General features: G+C 31.0%; 26 protein-coding genes. 4 read left to right on the top strand and 22 right to left on the bottom strand.

The window, feature by feature from the left end; translation table 11 throughout:
• Positions 1-11: 11 nt before the first annotated feature.
• The 3 genes from NZD85_RS09420 to atpD form a co-directional block, all read right to left on the bottom strand.
• Positions 12-1,319 (bottom strand): O-acetylhomoserine aminocarboxypropyltransferase/cysteine synthase family protein, encoded by a 1,308-nt coding sequence (locus NZD85_RS09420; RefSeq protein WP_260541578.1) that lies wholly within the window; start codon positions 1,317-1,319, stop codon positions 12-14.
• A gap of 455 nt (positions 1,320-1,774) precedes the next feature.
• Positions 1,775-2,068, bottom strand: coding sequence for a F0F1 ATP synthase subunit epsilon (locus tag NZD85_RS09415; protein WP_171623425.1), 294 nt, complete (start codon positions 2,066-2,068; stop codon positions 1,775-1,777).
• An 87-nt stretch (positions 2,069-2,155) separates the two neighbouring features.
• Positions 2,156-3,664 (bottom strand): F0F1 ATP synthase subunit beta, encoded by a 1,509-nt coding sequence (atpD, locus tag NZD85_RS09410; RefSeq protein ID WP_188319401.1) that lies wholly within the window; start codon positions 3,662-3,664, stop codon positions 2,156-2,158.
• Between the two features lie 188 nt (positions 3,665-3,852).
• Between atpD and NZD85_RS09405 the strand changes: the two genes are divergently transcribed.
• Positions 3,853-4,785: a bifunctional riboflavin kinase/FAD synthetase gene (locus NZD85_RS09405; protein WP_260541577.1), complete on the top strand. Its 933-nt coding sequence runs from the start codon at positions 3,853-3,855 to the stop codon at positions 4,783-4,785.
• Between the two features lie 26 nt (positions 4,786-4,811).
• Here the strand turns inward: NZD85_RS09405 and NZD85_RS09400 are convergent, their stop codons facing one another.
• The 6 genes from NZD85_RS09400 to NZD85_RS09375 all read right to left on the bottom strand — a co-directional run bounded on the left by NZD85_RS09400 (position 4,812) and on the right by NZD85_RS09375 (position 11,616).
• The gene (locus tag NZD85_RS09400) at positions 4,812-5,849 is read right to left on the bottom strand and encodes a hypothetical protein (RefSeq protein WP_260541575.1); all 1,038 of its coding nucleotides are present in this window, start codon (positions 5,847-5,849) and stop codon (positions 4,812-4,814) included.
• Positions 5,846-6,388 (bottom strand): RNA polymerase sigma factor, encoded by a 543-nt coding sequence (locus NZD85_RS09395; protein WP_188319404.1) that lies wholly within the window; start codon positions 6,386-6,388, stop codon positions 5,846-5,848. Before NZD85_RS09395 ends, NZD85_RS09400 begins: the two co-directional genes overlap by 4 nt.
• A gap of 134 nt (positions 6,389-6,522) precedes the next feature.
• The gene (locus NZD85_RS09390) at positions 6,523-8,778 is read right to left on the bottom strand and encodes a CotH kinase family protein (RefSeq protein ID WP_260541574.1); all 2,256 of its coding nucleotides are present in this window, start codon (positions 8,776-8,778) and stop codon (positions 6,523-6,525) included.
• 111 nt (positions 8,779-8,889) lie between these two features.
• Positions 8,890-9,885: an aspartate-semialdehyde dehydrogenase gene (locus tag NZD85_RS09385; protein WP_260541573.1), complete on the bottom strand. Its 996-nt coding sequence runs from the start codon at positions 9,883-9,885 to the stop codon at positions 8,890-8,892.
• A gap of 253 nt (positions 9,886-10,138) precedes the next feature.
• A complete protein-coding gene (locus tag NZD85_RS09380) occupies positions 10,139-11,056 on the bottom strand; it encodes a T9SS type A sorting domain-containing protein (RefSeq protein WP_260541572.1) in 918 nt (305 codons plus the stop codon).
• Positions 11,057-11,205: 149 nt separating this feature from the next.
• Positions 11,206-11,616, bottom strand: coding sequence for a BrxA/BrxB family bacilliredoxin (locus tag NZD85_RS09375; protein WP_171623418.1), 411 nt, complete (start codon positions 11,614-11,616; stop codon positions 11,206-11,208).
• Positions 11,617-11,728: 112 nt separating this feature from the next.
• On the opposite strand from NZD85_RS09375, the gene rnpA reads away from it, so the two are divergent.
• Entirely contained in the window at positions 11,729-12,109 is a 381-nt protein-coding gene (gene rnpA, locus NZD85_RS09370) for a ribonuclease P protein component (RefSeq protein ID WP_260541571.1), read from the top strand.
• A 46-nt stretch (positions 12,110-12,155) separates the two neighbouring features.
• Here rnpA and NZD85_RS09365 read toward each other — a convergent pair whose 3' ends face one another.
• From NZD85_RS09365 to NZD85_RS09305, 13 genes are all read right to left on the bottom strand, one after another.
• Positions 12,156-12,356, bottom strand: a complete 201-nt coding sequence (locus tag NZD85_RS09365) for a hypothetical protein (protein ID WP_171623416.1) — start codon at positions 12,354-12,356, stop codon at positions 12,156-12,158.
• A 14-nt stretch (positions 12,357-12,370) separates the two neighbouring features.
• On the bottom strand, positions 12,371-12,985 hold the full coding sequence (locus NZD85_RS09360; RefSeq protein WP_171623415.1) for a MarC family protein: 615 nt from the start codon (positions 12,983-12,985) through the stop codon (positions 12,371-12,373).
• Positions 12,986-13,031: 46 nt separating this feature from the next.
• Complete coding sequence (locus NZD85_RS09355; protein WP_260541569.1) at positions 13,032-13,784, bottom strand: LytR/AlgR family response regulator transcription factor; 753 nt, start codon at positions 13,782-13,784, stop codon at positions 13,032-13,034.
• A gap of 8 nt (positions 13,785-13,792) precedes the next feature.
• On the bottom strand, positions 13,793-14,656 hold the full coding sequence (locus tag NZD85_RS09350) for a sensor histidine kinase (RefSeq protein WP_260541567.1): 864 nt from the start codon (positions 14,654-14,656) through the stop codon (positions 13,793-13,795).
• Positions 14,628-14,987, bottom strand: a complete 360-nt coding sequence (locus NZD85_RS09345) for a hypothetical protein (RefSeq protein ID WP_260541566.1) — start codon at positions 14,985-14,987, stop codon at positions 14,628-14,630. The genes NZD85_RS09350 and NZD85_RS09345 overlap by 29 nt, the downstream gene beginning before the upstream one ends.
• A 67-nt stretch (positions 14,988-15,054) precedes the next feature.
• Positions 15,055-15,681: a tetratricopeptide repeat protein gene (locus NZD85_RS09340; RefSeq protein ID WP_260541565.1), complete on the bottom strand. Its 627-nt coding sequence runs from the start codon at positions 15,679-15,681 to the stop codon at positions 15,055-15,057.
• A gap of 159 nt (positions 15,682-15,840) precedes the next feature.
• Positions 15,841-17,640, bottom strand: coding sequence for a BatD family protein (locus tag NZD85_RS09335; protein WP_225542630.1), 1,800 nt, complete (start codon positions 17,638-17,640; stop codon positions 15,841-15,843).
• Positions 17,640-18,491: a tetratricopeptide repeat protein gene (locus NZD85_RS09330; protein ID WP_171623413.1), complete on the bottom strand. Its 852-nt coding sequence runs from the start codon at positions 18,489-18,491 to the stop codon at positions 17,640-17,642. Before NZD85_RS09330 ends, NZD85_RS09335 begins: the two co-directional genes overlap by 1 nt.
• 17 nt (positions 18,492-18,508) lie before the next feature.
• The gene (locus NZD85_RS09325) at positions 18,509-19,519 is read right to left on the bottom strand and encodes a vWA domain-containing protein (protein ID WP_260541563.1); all 1,011 of its coding nucleotides are present in this window, start codon (positions 19,517-19,519) and stop codon (positions 18,509-18,511) included.
• Entirely contained in the window at positions 19,519-20,535 is a 1,017-nt protein-coding gene (locus tag NZD85_RS09320; protein WP_225542633.1) for a vWA domain-containing protein, read from the bottom strand. The genes NZD85_RS09325 and NZD85_RS09320 overlap by 1 nt, the downstream gene beginning before the upstream one ends.
• A gap of 2 nt (positions 20,536-20,537) precedes the next feature.
• The gene (locus NZD85_RS09315; RefSeq protein WP_260541561.1) at positions 20,538-21,503 is read right to left on the bottom strand and encodes a BatD family protein; all 966 of its coding nucleotides are present in this window, start codon (positions 21,501-21,503) and stop codon (positions 20,538-20,540) included.
• Positions 21,503-22,375, bottom strand: coding sequence for a DUF58 domain-containing protein (locus NZD85_RS09310; RefSeq protein ID WP_171623409.1), 873 nt, complete (start codon positions 22,373-22,375; stop codon positions 21,503-21,505). Before NZD85_RS09310 ends, NZD85_RS09315 begins: the two co-directional genes overlap by 1 nt.
• 23 nt (positions 22,376-22,398) lie before the next feature.
• Complete coding sequence (locus NZD85_RS09305) at positions 22,399-23,400, bottom strand: AAA family ATPase (protein WP_375781348.1); 1,002 nt, start codon at positions 23,398-23,400, stop codon at positions 22,399-22,401.
• Between the two features lie 243 nt (positions 23,401-23,643).
• Here NZD85_RS09305 and NZD85_RS09300 point away from each other — a divergent pair, with 243 nt between their 5' ends.
• A complete protein-coding gene (locus NZD85_RS09300) occupies positions 23,644-24,237 on the top strand; it encodes a hypothetical protein (RefSeq protein WP_171623407.1) in 594 nt (197 codons plus the stop codon).
• Positions 24,238-24,318: 81 nt separating this feature from the next.
• Positions 24,319-24,534, top strand: a complete 216-nt coding sequence (locus tag NZD85_RS09295; protein WP_171623406.1) for a hypothetical protein — start codon at positions 24,319-24,321, stop codon at positions 24,532-24,534.
• The last annotated feature ends 83 nt before the right edge of the window (positions 24,535-24,617 follow it).

The following is a 24,617-nucleotide window of genomic DNA, read 5'->3' as shown; positions in this document are numbered from 1 at the left end:
AAAGTAACGGATTATTTAATTTTATCAAACGCTTGTTGAAGATCATTTTTGATGTCATCGATGTGTTCTATACCGACAGAAAGACGCAATAATCCTGGGTAAACACCTGCAGATTGTTGTTCTTCATCACTCAATTGTTGATGAGTTGTTGCTGACGGATGAATAATCAAAGATTTTGCATCGCCAACATTTGCCAAATGACTAATCAATTCTAAACTATCTATAAAATGATTGGCTTGTTCTGCATTTCCTTTGATTACGAATGAAAGAACCGCTCCGAAACCATTTTCCAAATATTTTTTTGCCAATTGATGACTTGGAGATGAAATTAGACCAGGATAGTTAACTTTTTCGACTTGCGGATGAGATTCTAACCAACGCGCAATTTCTAACGTATTGTCCAAATGTTTTTGCACTCTTAATGACAATGTTTCTAAACCTTGAATCAATAAAAAAGAATTGAATGGAGAAATGGCAGGATCAAAATCACGTAAACCTTCGACACGTGCACGAATAATAAATTGAATATTTCCAAAAGGACCATTAATTCCGAAAACATCAGAAAAAACTAAACCATGATAACCTTCCGATGGTTCTGAAAATTGTGGAAACTTTCCGTTGCCCCAATCGTAATTTTCACCATCTACAATCACGCCTCCAATAAAAGTTCCGTGCCCACCGATCCATTTTGTAGCAGACTCGACTACAATATTTGCGCCGTGTTTTAATGGTTTGAAAATATAGCCACCAGCTCCAAATGTGTTATCAACAATTAAAGGAAGGTTATATTTTTTTGCAATAGCTGAAATTGCTTCGAAATCGGGTACGTTGAAACTCGGGTTTCCGATTGTTTCAGTATAGATTGCTTTTGTATTTTCGTCAATTAATGATTCGATAATCGCAGGATCTGCATTTTCTGCGAAACGTACTTCGACACCTAAACGTTTAAAACCAACTTTGAATTGATTGTATGTTCCTCCATAAAGATTAGAAGCAGAAACGAAGTTATCACCAGATTCTAAAATATTATTTAATGCAATAAATTGTGCTGCTTGACCAGATGCAACTGCTAAAGCGGCAACACCACCTTCTAATGCTGCGATACGTTTTTCAAAAACGTCTGTTGTTGGATTTTGAATTCGTGTATAAATATTTCCAAATTCTTTTAACGCAAACAAATTTGCTCCATGTTCTGCATCATTGAAAACATAAGATGATGTTTGATAAATAGGAACTGCGCGCGAACCTGTTGTTGGATCGACTTCTTGACCTGCGTGAACTTGTAATGTATCGAAATGTAATTTTTTTTCTGTTGACATAATAAAATGATTTGAATGTGATAATTAATTAAATTGTAGGGTAGAGTAGGTTTGTTGTATTAAATTAACAATAACACATTCTGATTTTACTATTGACACAATTATAAATATTTTGAAGTAGGACACCGTGTCCAAAAGAATGTTTTTGAGAATTGTACTTCATCTGAAAAATTTTAGCTCATTTTGGGTTACCTTTCGTAACTCCTTTTTTGATGAAGTGAAATTAGAATTATTTTCTAAATTATAAAATATTAAAACTATTTTTTAGAAAACATTTCTATAATATTTAATTAATTAGAATAAGTTTATATTTTATAGGTAAATCAATACTGGAAAAACTATTAATCTAAATTTTATAGAATATTATTTGAAGAAATTATCGAGTATAATTATGAGGAAACAAAAAAGGAGATCAAAATTGATCTCCTTTTGTAATATTTGTTCAAAAAAAGTAATTAGTTTGCTAAAACGATTACTTTATTGTTGTTCATTTCAATTGTTCCTCCTTTAATGTCTAATAATAATGTAGACTCATTTGATGGAGAGCTATAAACTTTACCTGAAATATTATCGAAATCTTCGAAAGTTTTTGTGTGAACGTAAATTTTGATTGTTCCTTCACCTAAAGTTGCAACGATAGGAGCGTGGTTGTTTAATAACTGAAATTCACCATCTTTTCCTGGTAAAGTAACAGCATCTACTACTGCATCGAAAACTACGAATTCTGGCGTAATAATTTGTAAGTGCATAATCCTATTGTTTTAAAAAAAAGAGTACTTAGTAACTTTTAGAGTAAAAGAAACGTAAGCACTCTTCTATATTGTTATATAAAAATATTATTTAACTTCTGCTAACATTTTTTCTCCAGCCTCAATCGCTTCTTCGATTGTACCACGTAAGTTGAATGCAGCCTCAGGATATTGGTCAACTTCACCATCTAAGATCATGTTAAATCCTTTGATTGTATCTTTGATATCAACTAATACACCTGGGATACCTGTAAACTGTTCTGCAACATGGAATGGTTGAGATAAGAAACGTTGGATACGACGTGCACGGTGTACAACTAATTTATCCTCTTCTGATAACTCTTCCATACCTAAGATCGCGATGATATCTTGTAAAGCGTTGTAACGTTGTAAGATTTCTTTTACACGTTGAGCTGTTTCGTAATGTTCTTTTCCAAGAATTGTTGGTGTTAAGATACGAGAAGTAGAGTTCAATGGATCTACCGCTGGGTAAATACCTAATGAAGCAATTTTACGATCTAATACCGTTGTAGCATCTAAGTGCGCGAAAGTTGTAGCTGGCGCAGGGTCAGTTAAGTCATCGGCAGGTACATATACAGCTTGTACAGAAGTAATAGATCCGTTTTTAGTAGATGTAATACGCTCTTGCATAGCCCCCATCTCAGTTGCTAATGTTGGTTGATAACCTACGGCAGATGGCATACGACCTAATAAGGCAGAAACCTCAGAACCTGCTTGTGTAAAACGGAAGATATTATCTACGAAGAATAATACGTCACGTCCTTGACCTTGTCCATCACCATCACGGAAATATTCAGCTAATGTTAAACCTGTTAAAGCAACACGAGCACGTGCACCTGGAGGTTCGTTCATTTGTCCGAAAACGAAAGCAGCTTTAGACTCTTTCATATTTTCGTGGTCAACTTTAGATAAATCCCAAGATCCACCTTCCATTGATTGCATGAATTCTTCACCGTAATTAATTAATCCAGCTTCGATCATCTCACGCATTAAGTCATTTCCTTCACGAGTACGTTCTCCAACACCTGCGAATACAGATAAACCTCCGTGTCCTTTAGCGATGTTGTTCATTAACTCCTGAATTAATACTGTTTTACCTACTCCGGCACCACCAAATAATCCAATTTTACCTCCTTTTACGTAAGGCTCAACTAAGTCAATTACTTTAATACCTGTGAATAAAACTTCTGCAGATGTTGATAATTCTTCGAATTTTGGAGCAGGACGGTGAATAGGTAAACCGTTATCTTTATCTAAATTTTCTAAACCATCAATAGCATCTCCTACTACATTAAATACACGTCCTTTGATATTCTCACCAATTGGAACCATAATTGGTTTACCTAATGCGATAACCTCTTGACCTCTTTGTAAACCATCAGAACTATCCATTGCGATACAACGTACAGTATCTTCACCGATGTGCTGCTCAACTTCAAGGATTAATGTTTCTTTTCCTTGACGAGGAACCTCTAATGCATCATAAATATTTGGAAGGCCTTCTGCGTTATCAAAAATAACGTCAATTACAGGTCCAATAACCTGTGCAATCTTACCTTTCTTTTGATTTGCCATTATATGAAATGATTTAGTTTATTTTATTTGGGTGCAAAGGTAAGTTAAAAACATTGTATTATTTGTATACTTTTTAAGATTTTTGTCATAATATTTTGATTAATAATCAAAACATTACAATCAAAGGAAATTAAAAATAGATTTGAAGTTCGATTTGAAAGCCTTAATTTTGTGCAAAATCATTTTTAGTGAACGTTTATCAATCCTTAGAAGAAATCAAATCTATCAAACGTCCTGTCCTTACTTTGGGCATGTTTGATGGTGCACACATTGGTCATCAATCTATTCTAAAACAACTCAATACAATTGCAAAAAAAATTGATGGAGAAAGTGTTTTGATTACGTTTAATCCACATCCTCGAATGGTTTTACAGCCAAATTGTGATCTTAAATTTTTGAACACTTTAGAAGAAAAAGAAAATGTTTTGCGTCAATTTGGGTTAGAACATTTGATTATTCAAGCGTTTACAAAAGAATTCTCACAAGTTACTTCGGTAGAATTTGTCAAAAATTTTCTTGTTGATCAATTGCATATTGATACATTAGTGATTGGTTACGATCATCATTTCGGGAAAAATAGAGAAGGAAATTTTGAGCAATTACAAGTTCTTTCGAAAGAATATGGTTTCAATTTGATTCAACTAAAAGCTGTTGAAGAAAATGATGTGGCGGTAAGTTCTACAAAAATTAGAAATGCACTTATCGAAGGAAACATCTCGTATGCGAACAAAGCATTAAATTACAATTATCCGCTATCTGGAAAAGTTGTTCATGGAGATAAAATTGGGCGTACACTTGGTTTTCCTACAGCTAATTTACAAGTTGATCCCAATAAATTAATTCCAAAAGATGGCGTTTATGCAGTTGATGTTTTTGTGGATAATCAAAAATATTTAGGTTTATTGAGCATCGGATTTAGAGAAACAGTAACAAATACGAGAGAACATCGAGTAGAAGTGAATATTTTGGATTTTGATCAAACGATTTATGGAGAAACTATTCGCCTCGAATTTTTAGAAAGATTAAGAGATGAAAAGAAATTTAATTCGCTTGACGAATTAATTGCTGCCATGAATCAAGACAAAGAAAACGCAATACGTTTATATGGAAATAAGAAATAAAGGTTCGCATTGCGAACCTTTATTTCTTATTTTGGTTTTGAATAATATTCAAAAATTTCTTTTTTATTCTTTTCTAATATTCCTAATAAAACTGCATCCATTTTGGGTTGATTTGTTGTCAACGTAATTTTATCTTTCACTTTTTGGAAAGTTATCATCACACTATTTGTAGAACTTTCAAACACTAATTTTGATGATGTTGAAACATTCAACAATTTAAAATTTGTCCGAAGAATATCCGACTTTACCGTAAACTTTAATGGTTTATAAATAATTATTGATTTATTAACCATTGATTTCTTTGGAGAAACTTCCAAAACTGGAGCTGTTTCCAAAGTAGTGTTACTTATTCTATCTTCTGCCACAACAGTCATTTTCATCACTTCCGAAGTATCTTTTTGTTTTGTAATCTGTCTTTTTACACCGTTAGCAGCAACAACTCCAGAAACTTTACCACCGAATCGATCAGAAATAATAGAATCCTTTGAAATCTTATTCAAATTCGCTTTTGCAAATTGCCCCTGATTTTCAATCGAATCCAAAACTTGAGAACGAGTTTCCATTGCTTGTGGTGCAGATAAAGGAGCTTCAATTGTTGGCGCAGAAACAAGTGAATAATCTTGTAAATAATTTTCATTTGCAATTGTTCCTACGGTTTTCTCTTCGATGATTTTGTATGTCGGTTGTTTCGTTACTTTCTTATTTTTAACAATTTCAATCGATTCTTCTACTATTTTATCTTTCGAATCAACAATTGTTATTTCTTCTTCAATTGAGGATTTTTCTATAACTGGCACATTTGTTTGTACAACTTGAAGCGAATTTTTTCTGTTTTCTGAATTAATATTTTCGATAAAAAGTACAAAATAAGGAATCGCAATTAATGCAAAAACAGCAGCTGAAAACCAAACGCTGGAAATAAATTCGCGTATAGGTTTCTTTTTCTTTTCTTCGTTCTGTAAACCAAACTCAATACGTTTCCAAACCAAATCTCTCGGTTTTTCACCGACAGTTTCGTTACTTTTTGATCGGAATAAATCTTCTATTGGATCATTTGTGTTCACGATAAATTTGATTTTATATGTTCATTCTTACTTAACATTTCCTTTAATTTCGTTTTCGCTAAATTGAGTTGCGATTTCGATGTACCTTCTGTAATACCTAAATTTTCAGCAATTTCTTTGTGCTTATATCCCTCAATAACGTAGAGGGTAAACACGAGACGACAGCCATCGGGCAAATAATCGAGGAGTTTCATCACATCATCTTCCTCTATTTGTTGCGAAGCCTCCTGATTGGATGAAATAGAAGAGGAGTAATCGTCTACATTGAGATGAAAAATTTTATTTTTTCGCAATTCCATCAGACATTCGTTGATCATAATTCGTCTCATCCAACCTTCAAAACTACCTTCAAACGAATAACTTTTAAGATTTTGAAATATCTTCAAAAAGCCTTTTACCAAAGCATCTTCCGCTTGTTGTATATCTGTAAAATAACGTTTACAAACTGCAAAAAAAAGCGCATCGTATTTTTCGTAAAGCAGCCTTTGTGCTTTCGAATCATTGTTGATACAAGCTTTTATCAGTTGTTTCTCGTCCAAAATCCCTTTCTTTCTTACTATTTAGATGCGTAAATTACGTTTATGGTTGTTTTATTAACGTAAAAACTTTGTTAAAGTTCTGAAAACTTATTCATTAAACATAAAAAAAGTCGCTGAATAAGCGACTTTATAAACTATTTTTTTATGAATTTTTTCGTTGTTCTTTTATTATCTTGAGTTAATTGGATAATGTAAACACCTTGTTTAAGTTTACTTACATCAATTTTTTGATTATTGGTTGAGTTATGTTCAACTATTTGTCCAATAATATTTGATATCTTATATTCAATTTTACTTTTAGAACTTGAAGCTATATTTAATATATCTTGTACTGGATTCGGAAATAGTATAAAATCAACTTTATCTAAATCGCCTACTCCTAACGTTTTTTCAAAAATAGCTTTAACATAGACATCTTTTTCAGAGTTGATAGTAATTTTCTGATCTGTCGAACTTATATCTCCTTCCCAATGCGAAAATTTATATCCAGGTAAAGCTATTGCTTCAACAACCAACGGAACCTTTTGAAAATATTTTCCAGACCACGTTTGATAATCATCTCCAATTCCTATAGTAGAATTATTAATTTCAATTGTATTAACTTTTACAAATCCTTGAGATATATTGTTAGTTTCAGTTTTTAAGTTATAAGTTCCATTTAATTTAAAGAATTCAGATAAGTGTTCTATTTGATAATGTGGCCTTAAACGAGAAAACTCTCTCATTATTTCAATATTTTTGTCCCAATCCTCTATTGAATTAATTAAATTCCAACGACTAATATTTTGAGGCATTTCTTGACGAATATTATTTTGCATTAAATCGATTAATTCAATAACATGTTCTTTTTTATATGTTGTATTTAATAAATCAGCAAAGCGATTAATAAAATAATTTTTAAAATTTTCATTCTCTAATAATCCTATCAATATATGATTTTCATATATCTCACCTCCGTGATTAATCGAAGATATTGCTTGTTGTAGTGTATTATGCTTATACGAATTGGGTACCCAATCTTGATCTCCATTAAAACTTATATCAAGATCTTTCATTAACCATCTGAATCTTCCGTCTTGTCCATAAATAGCATCTGGCGTATAATTAATTCTTTTTCTAAAAAATTCGTTATTATTATATGGCCAATCATAATTAGCTGCAAAAATTTGTGCTATATGATAATCTGAAAAATTTATTTCATCTACGTAGGTAATACCTCTTTGATAATTATTATTAATTGATATATCATTATTTTTAAAAAAATCAAGAGTTTCATTATAAAATTTAAGATCACCTATAGAAGCTTCAACAATAGAAGTTTGTTCTATATAATCAATATCTTTTTCTTTAATTCCATAGATCTCTTCTAAATATTTTTCATCATAACGTTCTCTTAAATTATAAATACCATAAAATTCTCCATTAACAAAGCTTAATACAGGCTGATAGTTTTGCGTATCAAAATTCAAATGCTCATTCAATTTCTGTACAAAAGCATCTCTAAATAAAGTACTATATGTATCCTGTCCTGAATTTCTTAAAATTAATCGTTTGAATGTATCAATATCATAATCGCTAAAAAAATTATACTTTAAGTCTTTTTTTCCATAGTCAGATTTAGCATAAATGCGATGTGATCTATTTTTTAAATGTCTTGAGCCATTTCCATGATTTCTTACTCCTACTGTTTGATTAATTTTTACAGTTTGGTCAGCTAAGTAAATAAAATTAACAGGAACTTCAGAAGTAGACCCTGAATTCCAATAATTTGCAGTAGTCCATGATCCTGCTATATCAGTAGAATTAGTTAATCTCCAATCATCAAACTTTTTTCCTGCTACAAATAATCCATTTTCATATCCAAATAAAGCATCATCATTCACATTAATACTAGCAATAGGTAAAGTATACGTTTTATTGATAAAATATACATTGGTAATAGTTTCTGAATATGAATTATCGTCTTTATAGGCTTTAACTCTTACTACAAAGCTTTTATCCATTTTTTCCGTTGGAAAATACTGATCTTTTTGGAAAGAAGTTGAGATATTAGAAATTCTATTCTCTTCATTCGATCTGTCATATACCTCAATTGAATTTAAGTATAAATTTGATTTTAGAGAATTTTCAAAGAATTCAAAAGGAGTATCATGTGGATACTGAGGATATTGTTTTTTATATTTATAGGTTCTCCCTTCTAAATTATTAATATCTGGTTCTGAAGAATCTATTGTATAAACAATTTTAACATTAGGGTCTGAATGAGATAATTCTAAATTAAAATCTTTATCATAAAATCCACTTTCATGTGAAAATTTTGGTGGATCTAAAGTTTGCGCAAAATTAAAAATTAAAATATTTAAAAATAAAATTGTAAATGTTTTTTTCATATATTATATTGTTTTCAATTATATTCAAAAATACATTTTATTACATAAAAAAATCTGATATAATATGCTATATCAGATTTTCTTTTATTATAGAATAGTTCTAATTTATTATTATCCAACTAAATTCTTTCTTACTAAATATTCGGCAATTTGAACTGCATTTGTTGCAGCACCTTTACGTAAATTATCGGCAACAATCCAACAATTTAGTGTATTGGGTTGGGATAAATCGCGACGAATACGTCCTACAAAAACATCATCTTTCCCCTCCGAATAGAAGGCCATTGGATAAGTATTTGTATCAGGATTATCTTGTACCGTTACACCATCTTGTTCTGCTAACAGTTTACGAACTTCTGCTAAATCAAAATCATTTTCAAACTCGATGTTTACAGACTCCGAATGTCCTCCTTGTACAGGAACACGAACTGCAGTTGCTGTGATATTCATCTCATCAACACGCATAATTTTACGAGGTTCTCTCGTTAATTTTAATTCTTCTTTTGTATAACCTGTTTCTTCATCAAAAACATCACAATGTGGTAGCGCATTTTTGAAAATTTGATAAGGATATACTTTTGTTACATCACGACCTTCAATTTCACCATTCAATTGCTCTACGGCATCTTTACCAGTTCCTGTAACCGATTGATAAGTAGAAACAACGACACGCTTAATTCCGTATTTTTTGTGCAAAGGATTTAAAATCATTACCAACTGAATTGTAGAACAGTTAGGATTTGCGATAATTTTATCGTTTGGTGTTAAAATATCTGCATTTATTTCTGGTACAACTAACGGACAATTAGGGTCCATTCTCCAGGCCGATGAATTATCAATTACAGTTATCCCAACTTCTGCAAACTTAGGCGCCCACTGTTTGGAAGTTTCTCCACCTGCCGAAAAAACTGCGATATCTGGTCGCATTTCTACAGCATCCTGCATTGATACAATTTTGTATTCTTTTCCTTTGTATTCAATAGTTTTTCCTATTGATCTTTCTGATGCTACTGGTATAATTTCAGTGATTGGAAAATTTCTTTCTTCCAAAACTTGGAGCATAACTCTGCCGACCATTCCGGTAGCGCCTACGACTGCTATTCTCATTTGTTTATTAAATAATGTATAATATATTTCGAAATGCTAATTTACTGATAATTTCAATACATTTTTCTCTCTTTCATTGGTTTAGCAATCAATATGATATGATATAATTTATGTTATGATGTTAATTCAGGGATTTGTACTTTTCTTAGAATTATAATTTATAAAACATCTTTTTGAAAGAATTTTGAACATAAAAAAAGTGGAACAAATTGCTCCACTTTTCTATAATTGTATAAAAATTTGTTATCAAAAATTATTTTTTGATGATTTTTTGGATTCTTGTTACTCCTTTGTCATCTTTAACTCTTAAGAAGTAAACTCCTGCAGCTAATCTTGATGTATCAACTTTACCATCTTTAGAGAAGCTTACTGGAATTACACGTCCTGTTACATCAGCAACTGTAACGTCTGCAACTTTAGATCCTTCTAATTTAACGTTAACTTCTGTTGTTGCTGGGTTTGGATATACAGCTAATTTATTAGATCCTAACTCAACAGTACCTAAACCTTCTACATTTCCTGTTACATTCATAATCCAACTAACTGGGAAACCAACTGAAGCTACTGTACTTGCTCCATCATCATTTACACATTCAGAGTCTGGCCAACCAATATATGATGGTGCTGTTTCTCCACCTTCGTTATTACCAAACCAAATATTTCTTTCAAATACATAAGCTACTGCAACTCCAAAATCAACTCCTGCAGGAATTTCAACTGTTTCCATTAATGGAATAGATTCCCAATTATTTTCACCTCCAACTGTCGTAATAGACCCATAAGCATCTGTTAATGTAAGTGCTGAACCTGGTATTTCAGCAGCTTTAATATTTGTACCAGGAGCTACTGTCACTACTTCTGCCCAAACTGCTGTTTTTGCAAGAGATGAAGCTACGAAATCAACTTTAGTTACAGTGAAAGCTCCTGTAATTCCATAATCTGACAATTTAAAAAATCTAGAATCATGATTAATAGCGCCATCACAAACAGGTGTCGAATCAGAGAAATTTTCTCCATCCTTATATTGGATAAGTGTTTGCTCGTTCGCTTTGTGAACTGGAGCTTGAGAAGATGCTTTTGGTAATCCTTCTGCTACTTTTTCTAATTTCAATGTTTGAGCGTACGATGTTGTTAATGCTGCAATAGATAAAAGCGTAAAAATTTTCTTCATAATTATTAATTTTTAGTGTTATTTCTGTTTAATATGGAATAAAACTAAACAATTATATTACAATTTCAAAATAATTAACAAAAAAAAATAAAAAACCCATAATCACAATGATTATGGGTTAAATAAATCCTAATATGATTTATATCGTATTAAGCAAACTCGTTATAGGCAGCTTTTAAATTTTCTGCAATAGCATCTGCAGAGTGTCCTTCGATATGATGACGCTCTAACATATGAACTAATTCACCATCTTTGAACAAAGCTACTGCAGGAGAACTTGGAGGGAATGGTGCAAAAAACTCACGCGCTTTTGCTACAGCATCTTTATCAAATCCTGCGAAAACTGTTGTTAAATGTGTTGGAACTTTTTCATTATTCAATGACATGACAACACCCGGGCGTGCAGCACCTGCAGCACAACCACAAACACTGTTTACCATTACCAAAGTTGTCCCTTCTTGTTTGATTGCTGCTTCTACTTGTTCTGGAGTAGTTAAATCTTCGAAACCATTAGAAGTTAACTGAGCCTTCATCGGCATTACTATTTCTGCTGGATACATATTCTTCTTTTTTTTGTTTTAATAAAAATAAATTATTTTCAAAGTTACATAATTCTAAAACTTTTTAGAATACTTACTTTTGCAAGTACAAATTTACGTAGAATTTAGCAATATGAAATTGACTTTTGGTAAGAATGAGAAACTTAAAAGCAGAAAAGCATTCGATGAATTGTTTTCTGATGGAAAAACATTTGTTTCTCATCCCATCAGATTTGTCTACAAAATCAAGCCAAAAGAAGAGTATGATATTCGAGTAGGAGTGAGTGTTTCGAAGAAAAAATTTAAACACGCAGTAGATCGAAATCTTTTGAAGCGTCGTGCAAAAGAAGCTTATCGATTAAATAAATTATTAATTCAAACTTCAGAACAATATTCGATCGATATGGTGATGATTTATACTTCATCTAAACATCAACCTTTTGAAGTGATTGAAAATTCTGTCAAAATATTATTAGAAAAGTTGAACGAAGCAATACAAACAAAAAAAGATTAACCTTTTCGGGTTAATCTTTTTTATTTTATTTCTACAGATAAATAGTTTACTTCTTAAGATTTGCTTGTAAGCGGAAAAAGCTAAAATAAACAGATACTAAAATTAATCCACAAACAGAAGCTCCAATTCCTAAAACACTACGAAAGTTAGCTTCAGCCATCAATCCAGCTTTATAATCCATCTCATATAGGTTATAACCTAATCCTATCAACAAAACAATTGTTGCGATATAAATATATGTTTTCATTAGATAATGAATTTTTAAATATTAATTTCATTCATAAACAAAGCACCGATATTTGAGGTAAATAATTTGATTGCAATTGACAATAATATCACTCCAAATACTTTTTTCAGTACCGATAAAACTCCAGGTCCCAACCATTTTTCGAGTTTACCTGCAAATTTCAGCACCAAATATACGATTAACATATTTAAAATAATAGCTATCACAATGTTAATATCTGCATACTGCGAACGAAGCGACAAAACTGTTGTCAATGATCCAGCTCCTGCTACCAACGGAAACGCAATAGGGACAATAGATGCAGAGTTAGATTCGACGCCTTTCTGTATTTCAATTCCCAGTATCAGTTCCAACGCGATGATAAAAATCACAAAAGCACCAGCAATAGCAAACGACTGAACATCAACACCTACTAATTTTAAAATTTTGGTTCCAAAAAATAGAAAAGAAATCAATAAAATACCAGCTGCAATCGTAGCTTTCTCCGATTGTATATGTCCCACTTTACTTCGAATTCCTACAATAATCGGAATACTTCCCAGAATATCAATAACTGCAAAAAGTACCGCAAATGTGGTTCCGATCTCACTAATAGAAAGTTTTTCGAAAAAAGAAACAATATTATTCATTCTATTTTTTTAGATGTTAATTTGTCTACAAAATAAAGAATTTTTATTATTCTAACCAATTTTTAAAATCAGTTACTTTTTCTCGACTCACTATCAAATCCAATTCGTTATAAGTATTTAAAACTATTTTTAATCTTGAGTTAGAATACATTGTTATTTCTTTTATCGAATCGATATGAATGATCTGACCACGATTAATCCTAAAAAATTTCTTTGGATCGAGTTGATCTTCTACTTTTTCTAAAGAAAAATCAATTACATAATTACGATTGTCTTTTGTATGTATGTAAGTAGCTTTGTTCTCACTAAAGAAACACTCGATGTTTTCGGTTTCTATAATTTTTATGGAAGTTCCGATTTTAATCGAAAAACGTTCTTTAAATTTTTCTGTTTGATTATTTGAAAAAAAATTTTTCAATTCATTTAGATTAAAACTTGAAGATGCTTGCTGAAATTGTTTTTCAAATTTTTCAATTGCAAACTTCAATTCCTCTTCATCAACAGGTTTCAACAAATAATCAACCGAATTTAATTTAAACGCTTTCAATACATATTCGTCATAAGCTGTTGTGAAAATTATAGAGGAAGAGAGTTTAACTTGATTAAAAATATCAAAGGACAAACCATCTGACAATTGTATATCCAAAAAAATTAAGTCTGGATGCGGATTTGCCTTCAACCAAGCAACACTTTCTTCAACAGAATGTAGCATTTCATGAATTTGATAACCCAATTTTTCTACACGTCTTTTCAACAAACGCGCTGCAGGCTTTTCGTCTTCTATAATTAGTATTTTCATCCGTTTTTTTATGTTAGTTCAGTATTCACATTTTGAGTTAAAATAGGAAGTTGAACTTGAAAAACTTCTTGATTTTTTTCAATATTCACTTCTCGATTTGAGATTAGTTGGTATCGGTTAATAATATTCTTCAGTCCAATTCTTGTCGATTCTTTGATAGAATCTTTGGGTTGAAAAGAATTTTCTACAATTAATGAATCATCTCTTTTATAAATTTTTATTTTTAATGGTTTTTGTTCCGAAACCACATTATGTTTAATCGTATTTTCTAATAAAATCTGCAAAGAAAGCGGAACAATAAATTCGTTTTCAAAGAAAGTTGTTTGTTCAATTTCAAAATCAATGCTATTCTCAAAACGCAATTTGAGTAACTTAACATACGTTTTTGCAAAATTTATTTCTTCTTGAATCGGAACAACTTCTTTGTCTTTTTGTTCTAAAACATAGCGATAAATCTTAGAAAGCGACGTTGTAAAATCAATTGCATTAGCTGGATTTTCTTCAATTAAACCTGTTAAAACATTCAAACTATTAAAAAGAAAATGAGGATCTAATTGATTTTTTAAGGTTTCGAAATTTGCGGTAGCCGTTTCGGCTTTTGTTGATTCAAGAAATATTTTAGTTTCTAATTTGTAACGTCTTCGCTCAAGAAAATAGAAGAATAACAAGAATATAATTGTTATAATTCCAACTAAAAAATAATTTATCCAATGACTATAAAATACTTTTTTAATGAAAAATAGATTGTCAAAGTTTACAAAAACAAAATAAAGTAATTGAGTAAAAACAATTGATTGAACAAAATATTTCCAAATCTCACTCTTAGGATTATCTATTTGTTTATCATTTTTTTTGAAATCGTTTGTAAACACTAGTGTTTACAAACGATGCCGCAATACTGAAAGAAAAATAACCAATAAAATATTTTAACGCTTCGGGATGAAAAAATTGATTCATCGTAATATTAGGAGATGTTAAAAAAATAATGCTATAAATCAAAATATTCACAATAAACAGAATTAGCGTATTTCGTAGAATCAATTTTTTATCTGAAACGATTATACCTTTTACAAATTTGTAAATAATCAATCCTAAAGCTAAATATCTAATAATATTATTTCCAATAACTTCATTCTTAATTGACACTAATGAATAAATCATCAGTATTAATACAAAAATTATTTTTTTTACATCACTATTCATATCAAGCAATTAAATTAATCAACCAAAAAAATAATTTCGTGAATAAACTGTGCTACTAAAGCTATCATTATTGTACAGTTTTACATTCATTATTCAACAAGTTTTGCGCACGATTTTTACCCCATTTTGGTTCGTTATTCTTTGGTTTTTCAGCATCAAATAAAGCTAAAGATTTTTTTACATTTTTGCAATCTTGTGTAATATCCATTCCACTGTACTTTGCCGAATTGATATTAAACTCTGCCAATCCTAAAACAGAACGTGGATTTGTCGGATTTAATGCCAACGATTTTTGATAGATTTGTAAAACTTCGCCATAATAAACAGCTCCATTCTGCATTGGATTCTGCACAATTTCTGCTGTTAAATACAAGGCTTTTAAGTTTAAAATCTCTGTATTTAAAGGATTACTTTTCAATAAATCATCTAATTGAATTTTTACTTGTGATAAAATTTTTTCGTTATAATCTGCGTCATTCGATTCAAACGTTTTTAGGATTTCAGATAAAGACAAGTAATATTTTGGTAACCATTCATTCGGATAGTCGTTGATTAATTGCTTAAAATTAGCTTCTGAAGAATGATTTCCTTTGTTCCATTCGACTAAAATAGTACTCAAATCTGATTCAAATTTATTTTGTGCAAAAGCTGATATTGAAAATAATGTTGCGATAGTTAAGAAGATTGTTTTCATAATTGGTGTGTTTTAATTTGTTGAATCAAAGTTCTTAACTACCAATTAATTTTGAAATTATATGTTGATGAGCTGTTAAATATTGTGGATGAATTGTAAAATAAAAGGGACAACTCAAAAATTGAGATTATCCCTTTTATGATCTAAAAAATTTGAAATTTATTTTCGCATCAATTCTTCTGCTACATTTCGTGTTGCTTCGAAAACTTCGTCTAAATTTTGATTCAGGCCACCATAAGCATACTTAGCTTGTCTAGCGTTATTCAACAACAAAGTCCATTGTTCAACAGCAAGTTCACTTACACCATTTTTCAGTAATTTTTCAGCAATAATTTCATCCGAAAAATTAGCTAAATCTGTATTCGTATTTTTCATCGCCACATTACACAAAATATTTTCTTGTAATTGATAAAAATCTTTTTGATCTTCTGCTTTTATTTTCTGCTTCAGTTCTTCTAATTCAGCTGAAATTTGATTAGAATTGATTATTGGTTTTTCTACCAATGTGAATTTTTGTGTTTCTATTTTGGGTTGAAAAGCTTCGAAATTTTTCTGTTCGTTGATTGGTTTTACTTTTGGTTCTGATTTTTCTTTTTCTGTTGAATTATTTTTATTTTTCATCAAAAATAAACCTCCTGCACTTAAAATAATCACACCTCCAGTTAACCACAACCAGCCACTTTTTCCTTCTTTAACATCGTTTTTAATTTCATCAAATTTTTCTAAAATTGTAGAGTCTGATGTTTTGTTTGATGTTAGAGTTTTGGTAGAGTCTGCATTTTTAGAACCTGAAACATTTAGTTGAATTGAGTCAGATTTTAACGTGATATATTTTTCTTTTGCAGGATCAAAATAACTAAATTCAACTGGTGAGATTGTATATTCTCCACCATAATTTGGAACAAGAACAGTTTGTTCAGCTACCTTTCCTTTCATTCCCGTATCGTAAGTTTTGTAGGCATCACGTTTTTTAGGTGCAAATTTTTCTACGTTTTTAGGTGCATTGATTTCAGGTAAATTGATTGTATTGAAGTTTCCTGTTCCAACAATTTCAATATCAAAATTTATACTTTCATTCGTTGAAACTTCTTTTTTATCAACTGAAGCATTCATTTTAAATTGCCCAACTGCACCGCTAAAATTCTTTGGACGACCATTTTCTGGTAATTCTTTAGCGTTAATTACAACTGGATTACTACGCACTTCTACCGCTTCTGCTCCATAGGTTGTAGGCAATACGACATCAACTGAAAACGGATCAATTTCTATTTTTCCTGGTTTCTGAGGAAATACATAATAACGTGCAACTTCTTCAGAAAAATATTGTTTACCCGCAACTATTTCTTGTTTGATATTTTCTGGAGAACTTTTAACAATTTTAGGGCTTAAACCATCTAAATTACCTTGTCTAAAATTCTGTTTACGGTTTAAGTATGACAAATCTTTTGCATATAATTTTACCGATAAACTAACTTGTTCGTTAACATAAGGATTTGTTTTCGAAACTTTACTTTGTAAAAAAACAGGTTGCGAAGTATTACTTCTATAATTATTGTGGGTTAATCCAGTTCCTTTTACAACAACATCAACAGGTTTTGATGTATACGTTTTCCCATTAATGACAATTTTTGCAGCTCCAACTCTATATTTCCCCTCTTTTTCTGCTACAAAAGCTAAGATAATTCCATCTTCTATTATTCCTCGACCATTTATATACGACACGTTTTGAGAACGTTGTTCTCCAACAATTTGTAATCCTTTGTGCGGAGGATATTTCATTGGTTGATCAATCGTATAACTATCGGTATTAGATTCGATAAAAAAGCCCACACTAAATGCTTCTCCTAAACTGACCTGCGTTTTATCTGCATCAGATTTAAAAGTAATTTGTTGTGCTAACGCTGTAATAGACGTTAGGGCAAACACTAAAAAACTATTTAAAACTCTTGCCGTTGTCATTACCAATCCTTAGATGTTGTTGTTCGTTGTTTTTCTGCTTTTTGCTGAATAATTCTTCGTTGCGTTTTAGCTTCTTGATTTTGCAATGCTTTTAGTAAACCATCACTCAAATTATTCTTTGCATTATCTTGTTCTTTTCCATCTCCATTATTTCCTTGTGTTATTTCTGGAGACGAATTATTTCCTTGTCCTTTATTATTTCCATTTTCGCCGCCAGCTTTCGGATTTCCTTCCTCATTTTGCTGTTTTTGCTGATCAGATTGTTGATTTTGTGCTTGATTCTGATTTTGCTGCTGCTTATTTTGGTTTTGTTGGTTCTGTTTATTCTGTTGCTGTTTTTGTTGATCGTTTTGATCTTGCTTATTCTGATCTTTATTGTCCTTGTTATTTTGATCTTTTTGTTTCTCACGTTCCTTTTCTAACATTTTTTTTGCTAAGGCGTAATTGTAACGTGTGGCATCATCTTTTGGATCATTTTTAAGGGCTTTTTTATAATTATCAACCGCATTTTGATAATCTTTTTCTTGCATAAATGCATTTCCTAAATTATGATAAGCAAGATGTTTATCATTCTTCGTTTTAGAAACTTCTGCAGAACGCTTGTAATGAGCAATACTTTCTTTGTAGCGTTTTTGTTGAAACAAAGCGTTTCCTAAATTATAATTTGCTTTGACAGAAGTTGGATCTTCCATCGAAGCTTTTTTGTAGGCAACTTCTGCATTATCAAATTTTCCTTTTTGATAATACTCATTTCCTTCAATAATGTAGCTTTTCGTTTTCGATTGACTATAACCAAAAACGGATAAAAGCATTATTCCTAAAAATCCTATTTGTTTTAAAAAATACATCATTTTACCATACAAACTTACTATTTCTTTTTGTTAAAAATCTTATATTCAGATGTTAATAATTCCACAAAAAGTAAACACACCGCAACCGCTAAAAACCATTGATAAATGTGATTCATATCTCTTGTTGTAGCATTTGCTATTTCGTTTTTATCTAATCGAGCTTTATACATTGATAGAGCAGATAAAGCATCTTGTGTATTATCCAGATGAATATACGTTCCGTTTGTATCTTGTGCTAATTCGCGAAGATTTTTATCTTCTAATTTTGTGATTACTGTAGAGCCTGTTTCGTCCTTTTTATAGTCTTCGGCGTAGCCATTATAGTACATCGGGATTGGTGCACCCTTATCTGTTCCCACACCAATTGTAACAATATGTATCCCGTTGTCTTTTGCAATTTTAGATGCTTGATTAACGGTATTTTCATTGTCTTCTCCATCAGAAATTAATACAATTAATTTACTTGTATTCGCCGAAGCTTTGAATGTTTTTGCAGCTTCTTGAATCGCATTCAGATAATTTGTTCCTTGGCTCGAAATTAACTCTGTATTAACATTTTGCAAATAACTTTCGATCGCAGCATAATCATTTGTCAACGGAGAAATCGTATACGCATTCGCTGCAAAAGCAACCAAAGAAGCTCTATCTCCGCCTAACTGTCCAAGTGTTTCGGTGATTAACTTCGTTGCTTTTTCTAATCGAGAAGGTGCTACATCTTGCGCATTCATACTTGAAGAAAGATCCAATAAGAAAACCATATCAATGCCTTCCCGTTTTACTTGTACTTCTTTTTCACCGTAAAGCGGATCCATCAACGCGATAACCATCAAAAATAAAGCGACACAAAAAACGACAATTTTAAAACCATAACGTTTAGAAGAAGTGATTGGAAAAACAAATGGAAATAATTCTTTATCAGCAAATGTTTTCTTTACACGTTCGCGCCATTGAAATACTGTTATCGATAAAAAAATAACGATAAACAATAAAATCATCAACCAAATATTATGTAATTCTCCCCACTGCATTAGATTAATTCTTTAAAAAAGGTTCTTCGCAAAATAGCTTCTAATACCAAAATAATAAATGCTGGCAATAAAAAGCGAGCAAACAATTCGGTATAGTTATAATATTTGACTTCGTTAATTTCTGTTTTTTCGAGTTTATCAATTTCTTGATAAATATTTTTAAGACTTTCATTATTGGTCGCTCGGAAATATAAACCTCCCGTTTTATCAGCAACTTCTTCCAACAATTTTTCGTCAATTTGTACAGGACGCATCTCAAATACATAATCGCCCAACATATCGTAACCAATTGGCATAGGTGCCAATCCGTTTGTTCCGATACCAATAGTATACACTTTTATTCCTTTATCTTTGGCGATATCAGCTGCTTGTCTTGGTGATACATACATCAAATCTCCCGAAGGATTAATCGACTCGACACCGTCTGTAATCAATATGATTACTTTCGATTTTGCTTTACTATTTTTAAGGTGATTAACTGCTGTTGCTAAACCAATTCCAATAGCTGTTCCATCAGCCAAACTGCCCGAATGTAACATCTCAATTTCTTGTGTTAATACATCACGATCGGTTGTAAGCGGAACACGTGTTAAGGCTTCTCCAGAATATTCGACTAAACCAATTCGGTCTGTTTTTCTTCCAAGTGAAAAATCTTTTGCAACATCTTTTAGCGCTGTTAATCGATCTGGTTTCAAATCGCGTGCTAACATACTCAACGATGTATCAACTGTTAATAAGATATCAACACCTTCATCAGATTTTATTTTTGTAGTCACATCAACATAACGTGGACGAGCTAATGCTACAATGCATAAGGCCATCGCAATTATTCGCATCAAAAATAAAATAGGTTTGTATGTTGCTAACGAACTTTTCGCACCACCAAATGCTTTTAGTGATGGTAATTTTAAGGATGCTTTTTTCTGACTCGTTTTACGAATTTCTCTAAAAATAAAGAAAGGTAAAGCAAGTAATAAGAGTAAGATCCAAGGATTTTGAAACTCAAAATTTAGCATTCCTAATTGTTATTAAACTGTTTATATTTTTCGCCTGTCACTTGATCTTTATTTAGATCTTCATTTTCAGGTATTTCTATTGGTTTTATACGCTCTACAAATTCATCTACCCAATTTCGGTGCATATTATTTGTAGAATCATCAAACTCTTGTTTGGCAAATTTCACCAAGTCTGCATCGAACAAAAATTGTTTAAATTTTTGAACATCATCTGGTAAAACATCCTGTTTTGTTGCAATATATTTCACCAAATCATCAGACAAAATTTCTAAAGCAGAAAAATTATATACTCTTCCTAAATATCGTCTAACAATAAATGATAATTGTGTGTAATATTCTTTTTGTTCACCACGTTTCAAATATTTTTTTGCATCTAACGCTTTCAAACTTGCTTTTGCTTCATCATAAGGCGTTTTATATAGTTTATCACCAGAAAGTTTTGACTTGGCACGAATATATAAGATTAATAAAACTGCAGCAATTATAAATAATATGAACGCAATAATTCCATACAACCAATACTTATTCCAATAATCACGAATAGAATATTCTTCTTCCATGACTGGTTTAATTGGAAAAATAGCATTTTTAGTTGTGTCAACTTCAACATCTTGAATTTCAATTTCAAGTTGTTTTGTGGTTAAATCTTTGTCATTTTTTTGAATGATAAAAGATGGAATAGTAAATTTTCCTGCTTCAAAACCTGTCAATTCTAACTGCTGAACAATTTCAGATTTTCCTTCTGTTTTTACCGTATCAATTTTTTGATCTAAAACCTCGATGTGATAATTTAAGGAATCTGAAATGGTAGGGAAAACAATTTTATCTCCTTTTTTGAAATCTATTTTTATTTCATATTGAATTGGTTCGCCAACTTTAAACGTTGTGCGATCCAATTTGGGCATAATTTCTTGCGCAAATGAAAAGTTTAAGATAAAAAAACTGACTAAAAGCAATAAATTCTTCATTAGGCTTTATGACTTTTAAAGTAGTTTAACAATGGGCGAACATAATCTTCGTCGGTACGAATACTAATTGCACCCGAATGATTTTTTTTGAAAATAGATTGATAGCGTCGATCTAAATCGTAATAATATTGTGCATATTGTTGACGCAATTTCTTAGATGAAGTATCAATCAAACGGATTTCTCCTGTTTCATTATCTTGTACATGGACCAAACCAATATCAGGAAAAGATTGTTCTTTTTCGTCGTAAACACGGATTCCCGTTACATCATGCTTTTTTGCCACAATTCGCAATGCTTTTTCGTAATCAGAAGAATCAATAAAATCTGACAAAATAAAAACATTCGATTTTCGACGAACTAAATTCATAAAAGTTTCTAATGTCACAGACAAATCTGTTTTTTTGCTTTTTGGTTCGTAAGAAACAATTTCTCTCACCAAACGCAATACATGTTGTTTTCCTTTTTTGGGTGGAATAAATTTTTCGACTTGATCCGAATATAAGATCAAACCTACTTTATCATTATAGGTAATTGCCGAAAAAGCTAATGTTGCACTCAATTCAGCAATTGTTTCCATTTTAATTTGTTTTCGCGTTCCGAAGTTTCCAGAATTTGAAACATCAACCAATAAAAACATGGTTAACTCGCGTTCTTCTTCAAAAACTTTTACATAAGGTTCGTTGTATCGTGCCGTTTTATTCCAATCAATATTACGAACATCATCACCATATTGATAAGGACGAATTTCGCTAAAAATCATACCTCTTCCTTTGAATGAACTTTGGTATTCCCCCATAAAAAGGTTGCTCGCTTTGCGCTTGCTTTTTAGCTCAATACGTTTTACACGTTTGATGATTTCTTTTGCATCCAATGTTTAAAAGATTTAGAATAGATTTAAGGAACTGGAACAACATTTAGGATATTGTCGATAATTTCTTCTGGCGAAACATTTTCTGCTTCTGCTTCGTAGCTAATTCCGATACGATGACGCAACACATCTTTAGCCATTGCACGTACATCATCTGGAATAACGTAAGCACGTTTGCGCAAAAATGCATACACTTTTGAAGCTTGCGCCAAATTGATTGATCCACGAGGAGAAGAACCAAATGAAATCATTGGTACCAATTTTTCTAATCCCACTTTTTCTGGAAAACGAGTAGCGAAGATAATATCCAAAATATATTTTTCTATCTTTTCGTCCATGTAAACTTGTTTCACCATTTCGCGCGCATCCAATAATTCTTGAACAGAAATAACCTTCTCTATTTTTGGAAAAGTTTGATTAATCGAATTTCTCAAAATCAAGCGTTCTGCTTCAAATTCTGGATAAGTAATCACCGTTTTGATCATAAAACGGTCAACTTGCGCTTCTGGTAAGGGATAAGTTCCTTCTTGTTCCACTGGATTTTGAGTAGCCAAAACCAAGAAAGGTTTTTGCAAAGGATACGTTTCGTCTCCAATCGTAACTTGACGTTCTTGCATCGCTTCTAATAATGCAGATTGTACTTTTGCTGGCGAACGGTTAATCTCATCAGCTAATACAAAATTGGCGAAAATCGGCCCTTTTTTTATTCGAAAATCGTTTTCTTTTACGTTATATATTAAAGTACCAACAACATCTGCAGGTAATAAATCGGGAGTAAACTGAATACGAGAAAAAGAACCATCTACAGCTTCAGATAACGTTTTAATCGCTAAAGTCTTTGCTAATCCTGGCACTCCTTCTAATAAAACATGTCCATTTCCAAGTAATCCGATTAATAGACTTTCAATCATTTTTTCTTGTCCAATAATCGTTTTATTAATTTCCGTTGTTAACCTTGCAATGCTTTCGCTTTTTGCCTCTATTTGTAGGTTTAGTTGTTGTATATCCAAAATTTCGTTGAAATTAATGTTTATATAATTGATTCAAATTTCCTCTAAAAGTAACAAATACAATTCATTTAGAGTTTAAAACTTTCATACAATATTGTTAAAATTTGTTAAGACAAAAGTAGTATACCAAACGTTTTGACCACTCTTTTTATAAAATATTTTCTATTACTTACAAACTATTTATAAACAATAAATTTTCGTATTCAGAGTTATCAAAAACAATTTAAAGAATATTTATATTTTTACTAAAATTAATACACTATGAAGAATTATGTATTGACTATTTGCTTAATGCTAAGCATTTTATCTTTTGGACAAAAATTTCAAATTTTATCTGGAAACACAAATTTTCTAAGCGATCAAAAAGAAATCAATGTCGAACTTGTTTTTGACAATGTGAAGTTTTATAATGAAAATAAAACTGAAACTGAATATTTAGAAAAACGAGAAAAAGATGTATTGGACAATCCAAAAAGAGGTGAAAGTTATTGGAAAGAATGGCTGGCAGATTGGAATGAAAACAAAAATTCTACTTATTTAGATAAATTTATAAAAGGAACAACAAAATCAAAAAAAATAAATTTTGTAAAAAATTCTTCTGCTAAATATACCTTAATCATCAATTCGGAATGGATTTACCCAGGTTATCATGCGGGAATTGCGATAGAACCAGCAAAATTGAGTACAACTCTTCATTTTATTGAAACTGCAAATCCTTCTCACATTTTATTATCTATAAAAACAGATAAAATAAAAGGAACTTCTGGAAAAAATGATTTTGTTATGGAATATGGACGAATTGCTTCGGCTTATGAATCAACTGGAAAATTATTAAGCAAAGAATTAAAATATTAAGTAATTATATTCTAATCATTTAAAATTTTTTATTATTTTTAACTAAATCTTTATTTAACACTAATTGAAAAAAATTAAAAAATGAAAAAATTACTAGTATTAGCAAGTTTAATGGCTGTTGTAACTTTATCTGCTCAGGATAAAAAAACTCCTGTAAAATCAAAAAGTACAACGAAAACTGAAAAGAAAAATGATGCTAAAAAAGCAGAACAAATGGCTCCTGAAAAACGCGAATCAACAAATCAAAAACAATCGCCTGCTTTGGAACAAAAAAGACGAACTATAAACACAAACTAATTAAAAAATTTATCTAAATTTTAAATCAAAAAAGCTGTTTTTAATGAATTAAAAACAGCTTTTTTGATTTATTTGTTTTCATT

The sequence above is a fragment of the Empedobacter stercoris genome (genome assembly GCF_025244765.1).
In the GTDB taxonomy this organism is placed as follows: domain Bacteria; phylum Bacteroidota; class Bacteroidia; order Flavobacteriales; family Weeksellaceae; genus Empedobacter; species Empedobacter stercoris.
This window is presented reverse-complemented; position numbering and strand designations above follow the sequence as displayed.

Bases quoted from the DNA above. Each gene is read 5' to 3' on its own strand.
- NZD85_RS09420 (WP_260541578.1), bottom strand. From the start codon at position 1,319: ATGTCAACAGAAAAAAAATTACATTTCGATACATTACAAGTTCACGCA.
- NZD85_RS09415 (WP_171623425.1), bottom strand. From the start codon at position 2,068: ATGCACTTACAAATTATTACGCCAGAATTCGTAGTTTTCGATGCAGTA.
- atpD (WP_188319401.1), bottom strand. From the start codon at position 3,664: ATGGCAAATCAAAAGAAAGGTAAGATTGCACAGGTTATTGGACCTGTA.
- NZD85_RS09390 (WP_260541574.1), bottom strand. From the start codon at position 8,778: ATGAAAAAAACATTTACAATTTTATTTTTAAATATTTTAATTTTTAAT.
- NZD85_RS09385 (WP_260541573.1), bottom strand. From the start codon at position 9,885: ATGAGAATAGCAGTCGTAGGCGCTACCGGAATGGTCGGCAGAGTTATG.
- NZD85_RS09380 (WP_260541572.1), bottom strand. From the start codon at position 11,056: ATGAAGAAAATTTTTACGCTTTTATCTATTGCAGCATTAACAACATCG.
- NZD85_RS09375 (WP_171623418.1), bottom strand. From the start codon at position 11,616: ATGTATCCAGCAGAAATAGTAATGCCGATGAAGGCTCAGTTAACTTCT.
- rnpA (WP_260541571.1), top strand. From the start codon at position 11,729: ATGAAATTGACTTTTGGTAAGAATGAGAAACTTAAAAGCAGAAAAGCA.
- NZD85_RS09365 (WP_171623416.1), bottom strand. From the start codon at position 12,356: ATGAAAACATATATTTATATCGCAACAATTGTTTTGTTGATAGGATTA.
- NZD85_RS09360 (WP_171623415.1), bottom strand. From the start codon at position 12,985: ATGAATAATATTGTTTCTTTTTTCGAAAAACTTTCTATTAGTGAGATC.
- NZD85_RS09355 (WP_260541569.1), bottom strand. From the start codon at position 13,784: ATGAAAATACTAATTATAGAAGACGAAAAGCCTGCAGCGCGTTTGTTG.
- NZD85_RS09345 (WP_260541566.1), bottom strand. From the start codon at position 14,987: ATGAATAGTGATGTAAAAAAAATAATTTTTGTATTAATACTGATGATT.
- NZD85_RS09340 (WP_260541565.1), bottom strand. From the start codon at position 15,681: ATGAAAACAATCTTCTTAACTATCGCAACATTATTTTCAATATCAGCT.
- NZD85_RS09335 (WP_225542630.1), bottom strand. From the start codon at position 17,640: ATGACAACGGCAAGAGTTTTAAATAGTTTTTTAGTGTTTGCCCTAACG.
- NZD85_RS09330 (WP_171623413.1), bottom strand. From the start codon at position 18,491: ATGATGTATTTTTTAAAACAAATAGGATTTTTAGGAATAATGCTTTTA.
- NZD85_RS09325 (WP_260541563.1), bottom strand. From the start codon at position 19,519: ATGCAGTGGGGAGAATTACATAATATTTGGTTGATGATTTTATTGTTT.
- NZD85_RS09320 (WP_225542633.1), bottom strand. From the start codon at position 20,535: ATGCTAAATTTTGAGTTTCAAAATCCTTGGATCTTACTCTTATTACTT.
- NZD85_RS09315 (WP_260541561.1), bottom strand. From the start codon at position 21,503: ATGAAGAATTTATTGCTTTTAGTCAGTTTTTTTATCTTAAACTTTTCA.
- NZD85_RS09300 (WP_171623407.1), top strand. From the start codon at position 23,644: ATGAAGAATTATGTATTGACTATTTGCTTAATGCTAAGCATTTTATCT.
- NZD85_RS09295 (WP_171623406.1), top strand. From the start codon at position 24,319: ATGAAAAAATTACTAGTATTAGCAAGTTTAATGGCTGTTGTAACTTTA.